Raw genomic sequence first — 8,755 nt, forward strand, 5'->3', positions numbered from 1 at the left:
GCCCAACGAGGTTTGGTACCGCGAGCTCGACAGGGTAACGTCAAAGACAAGCCACCCAAAGACGAGTGTTGCACTTACAAATTGAATCCGGGCAGCAATGCTGTGAAGCGATATGCTGATAATGAATTGGATAGGAATGATGTTGGATATCCGCAACGTTACAATTCGGATTCGTTGAATGAGCTTGCCAAGGTCAAGGCAAATGCGCCTGCGGAACTTCACCTCGTAAATCCAGACAGGGATCAATCTGAAGATACGCATTTGGGCGACAGCCCATATCATGCCGATTCATCATCGACCTTCAACACCATTTACACCGGTATCGCGCTGAAGGCCCAGCTGACGGAGTATGGCAAAGCGAATGGTGCGCCAACAACTGATGGTGGTAAGTCTATTGTCTGGAACAACGCCGCCGTTCGGTTCACCAACAACGCGGCACGTCTGTCCGGCGGCGCGTTCGGCACCAACGGCGTGATTTCTTTCTCCACCCCGTACTCCGCCTCGTGGGACAAGGTCGCGGCATCTGATGCCAATTCCGGCGATACCAATAAAGAGCCCGTATACCTTGATGGCTCCGTCTGGACTCTGCGCACACAAAACGGCGGCATGCTGAACGAGTACCTGCGTCCACTTGACTGCCAGAACAACACTGCAGCGAAGCCGTCCACGTGCTGGCATGAAGTGACGGATGCCGATGAATCCAAGTGGCTGGAGGTGGATATTCGCGATGGCGGTATCCGCGACACCAACCCGCAGCCGGGCAAGATCGGTGTGGAGAATCTCAAGCCAGGTACGTACTTGCTGAAGGAAAAGGCGGCGCCGAACGGATATCACGCCACTACCAATGTGTACACGTTCACGATTGTGGAGCAGGAGGACGGCAACGTCAAAGAGCCGCCCATCACACTGGACAAGAACGTCGATCCGGACGGTTACGGCCCAATCAAGGATAATGCCATCGGTAACAGTCCGATGAGTGGCAGCGTCAGCTGGAGCAAGAACAATACCAAGGATGACGTCACCGCTTTGCAGGACCTTCCCGGCAGCGAGTGGACCATCACCAAGCTGACCGAGGACGGCAAGGACGATACATCGTTCGCGAATCTCAAAGTCACAGATTGTGTGCTCAGCGACTCGGTGAAGGAGTGCCCGGAGACCCAAAGCGGTTCCAAGGAACTCAAGGATTCCAACGGTGCCGAAGGCCGCTTTACCGTGAATGGCCTGCTGGCCGGCAACTACAAACTGGTCGAAACCAAGGCGCCGGACGGATACCAACAGCCCGACAAGGACACGTATTACACGTTCACCATCGATCCCGCATCCAACGCCGCCGTCACACTTACCAAGCACACCAGCGCGAACGACACGGCCGGTACGGAAGTGGACGGCAACCAGATCGCCAACACTCCTACTGGAGTGTCGTGGAAGAAGGTCGACGTTGCGGACGACAGCAAGCTGCTGAGCGGCACCGAGTGGACGATTACTAAGTTGGATAGCCAAGGTGAACCGACGACGGATTCCCGCACAGTAACCGATTGCACCAGTGCCGACTGCGCCAAGCAATCGAACACTAAGCAGTCGTACGTGGACAAGAACCCCGCCGAGGGCCACTTCACCGTGCGCGAGCTGACGTACTCGTCTACTCCGGAAGACGCCAAGACCCAGTACAAGCTGGTCGAAACCAAAGCCCAGGACGGCTACGCCAAGCCGGACCCCGACAAGACCTACGCGATTATCACCATTGATGCCAAGGGTCAGTCGAGCATGACCCTGCACGGCGAATGGAATACTTCATCGAACGTCGCTACGACACAGTGTTTGGCACAGAAGCCGGCTACCCAGTCAAACGATAACCCGGGCGCCGGCGTTGCGAAGACTGCGGCCAATGCGACTGCCACCGCAGTCGCGCGAATCGCTGCGCGCTTCGGCATCCCGGCTGAGCGCCGGACCGTCGTGCCGACTGCCGGAGGAGGCGAGACGACCGACGAGTGCACGCTGACGAATGCGAAGCTGGTCGCGTCCCTGCCGTTTACCGGCGGTACCGACGCGCGTACCTGGCTGCTGATCGGTGGCGTCGCCGCCGTGGCTGCCGCAATCATACTTGCCCTGATCAACGAATATCGCAAGAGAAAGGGGCTCGCCTGAACTTTTGAGGCCCTCGTCAATTGGTATGCCAGTGTCCCTTTCTGATGGGAAAATAAGGGGGGCTGAGGGGGGTATTACAGCCGACGGACTCCGAGTTCGTCAATCACTAATTCAAGACTTGCGGATCGCGAAGAACGAGCCGTGCGGACGATGCCACGGACGTGATGCGGTAACTGTGTCACGCAACGGAGCATCCGGTGCAGTTTCGATGCATAACCGACGCCCGGTGACGCATAGCGTCTGGCTGATTCCCGTTTTTCGCGACAGCAACACGCAGTAACCAAAGAATTCAAGAAGAATTCAGAAGAACAAGAAAGAAGGGTTTCTCATGCAGATGAGGAAACTATTCGCAGGCGTCGCCGCCCTGGCGACCCTGCTCGGCGGTCTGGCCCTCGGCGCCAGCACCGCGAATGCGGTGGAAACGCCGTCATATCCGCAATTGGGTACCACGATTGAACTGCGCGGCAGCGAGGCATCGTTGGTCGGACGTACGTTCAAGGTGTACAAGCTTGCCGACTATGAGCAGTATCAGGGTGCAACCACTGTTGGTCTGAAGACGAACGGCTGGCAGGATGGCGTTGTCCACGACAAGCAGTCGGAATCCGTCAAGGAAATCCAGGACGCGCTGAACAAGGCCAACGATCAGTATCCCGCCGATTCCAATGAGGATCCTCTGGCATGGTCTGCGCAGAAGCAGGGGCGTCTCGACAATGGTGTGCAGTCCACTGAGAATCCGTGGCTTGGCCTGACCCGTACGTTTGCCGAGCAATTGGACATCACCAAGCTTGGTGAGCCGGCGAAGACTGTATCCGACTTGACTGCGCAGGATCTCCAGGGTGTGATCGGTCAGCCCGGCTCGGACACGGACACCTTCTCCTACACTGTTACTAATCTCGAACCAGGTCTGTATCTGGTCGTGGATACTACAGAAGCGAATGACACTACCTCCGCTGACCAGAAGGATCCGACCAAGCAGAATGAGGAGTGGACCAACTCGCTGAAGATGGTGCTGGGCACCAAGCTGGTCGTCTCCGAAGATGGCATCACCGAGAAGGTTCTCGCCGATGGCGTGATCAACCTGAAGAACCAGACACTGCCGGTGTACAAGCAGGTCGTTCAGGGTAACAAGAACGATGGCTACACTTCCGACACCACCCCGGACTTCAACATCGGCGACGAAGTCACCTACGAGCTGACCACCAAGATTCCGACCTACACTGGCTACGAGAAGGACTCCGACAACCCGTACACCGGTACCAATCGTCGCGTGCTGCAGGTCATCGATAAGATGAGCGCTGGCCTGACCTTCAAGAGCATCGAATCCGTGACGGTCACCAAGGGCGACGAGACTAAGACTCTGGTGAAGAACACCTACAACGCGCACAACGATTACTCGGTGACCAACGAGGCTGCCAAGTACACGGATAATGCCGCTGCAAACAACGCCACCAAGGTGACGATTGATCTCGGCGGTTACGTTAACCAGACTCCTACGGCCACCAGCGTCAAGGATGGCAAGATCCTTGAAGGCGGCACTGTGAAGGTGATCCTCAAGGCCGAGCTCAACAAGGATGCCCTGATTTCCATCCCCGGTAACGTGCAGGCCAACCCGAACAAGGTCGAGCTCACCTACTCCAACAACCCGGATAACATCGAAGACAAGACCACCATCCCTGGCGGTGAGGTCAATGTCTACACCTTCAAGTTCCAGATCGAAAAGTACGCCAAGGACGCCGGCAAGAACCTTCCGCTGGAGGGTGCTGAGTTCGTGGTGTCCAAGGTTGTGGGCGCTGGTACCGCTGCACAGACCGTGTACATGAAGACCACCACTGAGACCGATGCGAATGGCAAGAAGGTGTCCAAGGTCGAGTGGGTGAACGAGGCGGATGCCACCAAGTTCGCTTCCGACGAGAAGGGTTTGGTCTCTGGTCTTGATGGTCTGGCTGCCACTGATGCTGATGGCAATGTCATCAACTACAAGGTGACTGAGGTCAAGGCTCCGGCTGACTACCAGAGCACGATTCTGCCGAGCTTCGACTTCACCATCACCCCGAACTACGTGGCTGATGAATCCACCAAGGATCCGTCCGCTCAGACTTGGGGCGATCAGGTTGCTCAAGACACCAAGGATGCTGACGGCAAGGTCACTGTTTCCGCCGTCGAGTACTCCGGTGATGAAGGCGATGCATGGAGCCTTGTCAGCAAGGATGGCGAGGTCACATATCAGTACAACGTGCTGAACGTGAAGAACGTCTTCGAGCTGCCGAAGACCGGTGCTGCCGGCATCGCGATGTTCGGCGTCATCGCTGCGCTCCTCGCCGGTGCTTCCATCACCGTCTACATGAAGTCCCGCGCCACCAAGCGCGCCCTTCGTGCGTGATACGTACATGCGCGTAGAGGGAATGAAATAACGCTTCCGGTGCGTTAATCAATAGAATGGTCTGCTTGCTTGGCGCAAGCAGACCATTCGTGTATCTGGGGATATAAAGCCTTGTATATTGCATCTACGGGCAGGCAAGAGATAACCGTTAAGACGTAATAAGGTGAGTGGAATTGAAACTCTAGTCAACCTGGTCTCACAGAGCCGACAAGTATAATGGTACTCATTTATGACTGTGTGTGTGGGGGGTAGCATGGAATATGTTCGGACGCCGCGTCGTACTCGCTCGTCTAGGGATCGCGGGAAACGGGAAAGACTGTTTTACGCCAAGATTGATGAGATTGAGCCTAGCGATGAGGGCCGTTTACTTGTAGTGTTTTCTGCTATTAATGCACGTTCAGATGGCTTGTGGAACGCTGGTCCAGATTCGTATTTTGCAATTCACAATAACCCTGATGATTCCGTGGATGCAATTACGAGGAGCGTCGATCAGATCAGGGAGAATGTCACCAAGTATTGGAATCGTGCGTTCGACTATGATTTCGATACTTTGGACTCCGTGGACGATCCTCTTAGCCAATTAAGTATATGCCGTATTACGATTGTTATTGAATCGAATCATAGCATTTTCCAAGTGCGAGACAGGTTTAATACTTGGTTCAGAATTCGTCTTGATGAGGTAGTCGACAACAATCCACGCACGACGCTTCCTTCGATTGGCTTTGCGTTGTCTACATGGCATTACGGTTTTCAGTGGGATGCTGCTCAACTCCGTAGGTTTATCGATGCTCAAGTGTGTTCCCAACAAGAATCCGCAGCAATGGAAGCAGTCCTGTACGCGCAGGGATTGCATCGACATGATGCATCCATAAGCCAGCTTGAAATTGCGTTAAAACCTCTTAAACGGATGGATCAGTGTATTTGTTTTAATGTTGGTCAAGGGCTATGCGTCGGTCTTGCTGACTGTCATGGAAGAGTTCTTGCTTACAGTGATTACGGCCATGGTTTGTACTCGAAAGGTGGCGGTACTACGCCACATTCATTACGCTATTGCCGGCATGAATCGAATCCTGCTCCTGTTATTTTGTCTCATTGGCATTTTGATCATTACGCAGGTGCATATAGAAAGGTTGGTAAGCCTGTAAAGAACGGTGTATGGGTGCTTCCTCCTGTCGGTTCATCACTTCGTCCAGGTTCCATGCGCTTGGTCAAAACACTGATTGATGCAAAATGTACCATTTTGCCGTTCCCAAACCTCATCAAGGCTAACCAACCTGCCACGATGACGATTACTACTCAAGCGGGCCAGAAAATAGCGTTGACGCAATGTACTGGATCATTAACTGGCGATCCAAACGAGTGCGGAATAGCAGTCAACGTTGAGAACACGAATCCGGACGGTACGCTTTCTAAATGGGTTCTGCCTGGCGACGCGTCATATGATAGTTTCATTGACCCGTTCCCTAATGCCGTAATAGCCGCTGTAGTGGCTGCTCATCATGGTGGCAAGATTAGCCCGTTCAATCTTCCTCAACGGCCTAACGCAGGTTATGCGCGGCTACTCTTCTCCTTCGGCAAGGATAACAATTACGGCATACCCTGTACAGTGGAGGCAGCAACCAGAAGTGCTTATCAGAAGAAGCAATGGGTGTTCCCGTCGAATTGGACTAATGCCGCAGTCAAGCCTCCCCTTCCTTCATATGTGGATGTGCTTTCAACAGCCACATGGGAGAAAAAGCAGCCCGTGTCTCCGACCGCTCCTATAACTCATATCGCCGCTACCTGGACCGGCCAGGAGAAAGTTGACGATAGTCATTTACAGGCTTGTTTCACTATGTCGCTCTATAAAAATTGTCCGAAACAAACGTTCCGTATATTGCGCTAGCGTATTTATTGGCAGAGTGTTGTGGTGGCGCAGCCTTTTGGCCATGTGGTGGCCGTTTGGCTTCGTTGAGTTGGCTTAGTGAAGCCATCGGGCCAGTTGATGTCGTGATGACTTCACTGACAGCGTTTCAGTGAAGTCGGTTGGGCATGTGGTGGCCGTTTGGCTGCGTTGGGCGTTCTCAGTGAAGTGGTTTGGCCAGTAGTTGCCCGGCTGGCTTCGCTGCGTGCTGCTAAGCGAAGTGCTGCTAAGCAAAGCCAGCCGGGTATGTTGTGGCCGTTTGGCTTCGCTGTGGGCGTGCTGGGGTGTGATGCGGATGCCTGTCGCGTGCCCCGCTACTGCAATATCGCCTGTTTTTCACTTGCGGGGCGCGGCCTGTTTCGTGCCCACAATAGCGTGGAATCTGAGAATGGCGGTTTTCTGCGGTTTTGCTGTTCGTGGTTGTGCCACGGTGGTCATGTGTATCGATTGACGGCGTTTGCGTGCCGCACCCGTGTGCCCCGCAACTGCAGAAAGCGCGTTTTTGCATTTGCGGGGCACGGCCACACCTCAATCGCTGGCGGAAGGGTCATTGCCGGCCATCCCAATCATCGCCAATAATCCCAATAATCCCAACAATCCCAATCATCCTCAATCATCGCCAACCATCCTCAACATGCCTGACCCCACCAGTGGGGCCGCAAGGGCGGCTCGCGACAGCTGTTCAATGGCGCGGTTGAATCACGCAGCGGTGCTGGACTGGTATCGCTGGAATTTGCTGCGTGGCTTGTCCGGCAGCGTCAGCGCGAGTTGTCCTCCGGCGACCAGGGGAAGCACATATGCTCGTCTTACATATGTCATGCTCAGACCGAGGTGGCCTGCTATGTCTTGTGCGGAACGGGGCGTTGCGCAATATCGGAGTATGCTTTGTCGGACTTGTTCGGAATCTATGTAGCGCTCATGTGCGTTGCCCTGCGCCTGTTCCGGGGATGCCTGTGCGCGGCTCTCATCGCTGGCATTGTCGACATGCTCGATATGATTCGCGGGTTCTGTGGGAGTCGCATGCCCCGTACGCTCCGCAGGATCAGCGGTGTTGAAGAACCGAACCATGAACGAGCCTTTGCGGTCGATGAACTCCGGCTGGCGGACGCCGCAATCTGCGGCTTCTTCGCGAATGACGGGGATTCCCAAATGGCGATTCTCCGCGATTTTCTCTATTTCCAGCAATGAGACCAAGGTGGGGTTGCGGGTCGGCATATTGGCGTATCCCAGATCGTTGATGCTTTGCCCGCCATATACGCCTCCCGGATTCCAGCATTCGAGCCTATCGGAGAACAGCACAAGGCGAATGGGGGTTCCGTTGGAATAGGGGCCATAATCGCGGTGCATCAACGCGTTGGTGAGTATCTCCCGTACGGCGGTTTCCGGATATTCGGGTATGTCCGTACGTTTGCCGTTGCGGATCACCACTTTGGTTCTACTGTTGCGGGCCACGAACCCCGCGGCGCCCTCGAGCATCTCAGATATGGTGCCCTCGTAACGTTTGTTGTCCGTGAAACGCTGCCCATTGCCATCGGGCTGAATGTCGGTGCCGTTCACCGCGATTGCGGTGATGCATGAATTGGGGTAGATGCGTTGCGGATAATCGCCGAGTGTCAGCATGCCCGCCAGTGTGGGCTTGCGATGCTGCATGACTCCGGTGAGCGTCAGGATCTCATCGTCTGAGCGTCGTGCCAGCAGTGGCCGTTCCTTGGCTGCGTCGATGATGAACTGGGCGACTTTGGTCTTGTCCAGCATGTCGGGTTCCGCGGATGGGCTAATGCTGATGTCGTCTCTGCGGCCCTCTTTGAAGGATTCGATTTCATAAAGCTCGGTGGCGGTCATACGCACGTCAGCATCTCCGATGCGCGTATAGGATCCTTCCGTGATACCTCGGCTGGTTCGGTACACCGGGCGCTCGCTCATGGGACGGCCGTTGATGTATGCCGCCACCACAGTTTTGCCGTCTACGGTGACCGTGGCGAAGACGGGCCGTATCTGCGGTGTCATGCCTTCGCATTGGCCATACACTTTTTTCTGTAGATCCTGCGCGTTGTAGACGCCGCAAATTGTGAAGCCCGCTTGCTCGTCAATGCCGAATAGAATGATGCCGCCCTCGTTCTGATTGGAGAACGAAGACAACGAATCGTATACGCGCGGTGTGCCTTCCGCGGCGGCTTTGACCTCCAACGTCTGTGTCTCGCAACGGTTTTTCACCGTGTCCCTCACCAGTTGCTCAAGTTCCGCAGGCATATCACACCTCATTGTTGTCGCAGGTTGCTGTGCAGGTTATCGTCGAATTGAAAATCCTGCTATAGGATTTAAAACTT

Annotated in this window: 4 protein-coding genes; 3 read left to right on the plus strand and 1 reads right to left on the minus strand. The window is 54.9% G+C overall.

The genetic code is table 11. The features are described 5' to 3' along the window. Positions 1 to 261: 261 nt before the first annotated feature. The 3 genes from BW14_RS11625 to BW14_RS11635 all read left to right on the plus strand — a co-directional run bounded on the left by BW14_RS11625 (position 262) and on the right by BW14_RS11635 (position 6,410). On the plus strand, positions 262 to 2,145 hold the full coding sequence (locus BW14_RS11625; RefSeq protein WP_044095972.1) for a collagen binding domain-containing protein: 1,884 nt from the start codon (positions 262 to 264) through the stop codon (positions 2,143 to 2,145). Positions 2,146 to 2,479: 334 nt separating this feature from the next. After that, complete coding sequence (locus tag BW14_RS11630) at positions 2,480 to 4,525, plus strand: isopeptide-forming domain-containing fimbrial protein (protein ID WP_181162390.1); 2,046 nt, start codon at positions 2,480 to 2,482, stop codon at positions 4,523 to 4,525. Between the two features lie 253 nt (positions 4,526 to 4,778). After that, positions 4,779 to 6,410: a hypothetical protein gene (locus BW14_RS11635; RefSeq protein WP_140490762.1), complete on the plus strand. Its 1,632-nt coding sequence runs from the start codon at positions 4,779 to 4,781 to the stop codon at positions 6,408 to 6,410. A 717-nt stretch (positions 6,411 to 7,127) separates the two neighbouring features. On the opposite strand, the gene BW14_RS11640 is transcribed toward BW14_RS11635, so the two are convergent. Further along, complete coding sequence (locus tag BW14_RS11640) at positions 7,128 to 8,678, minus strand: ATP-binding protein (RefSeq protein ID WP_044089766.1); 1,551 nt, start codon at positions 8,676 to 8,678, stop codon at positions 7,128 to 7,130. Positions 8,679 to 8,755: the final 77 nt, after the last annotated feature.

It is taken from the genome of Bifidobacterium sp. UTBIF-68 (genome assembly GCF_006408855.1).
GTDB lineage: Bacteria > Actinomycetota > Actinomycetes > Actinomycetales > Bifidobacteriaceae > Bifidobacterium > Bifidobacterium reuteri.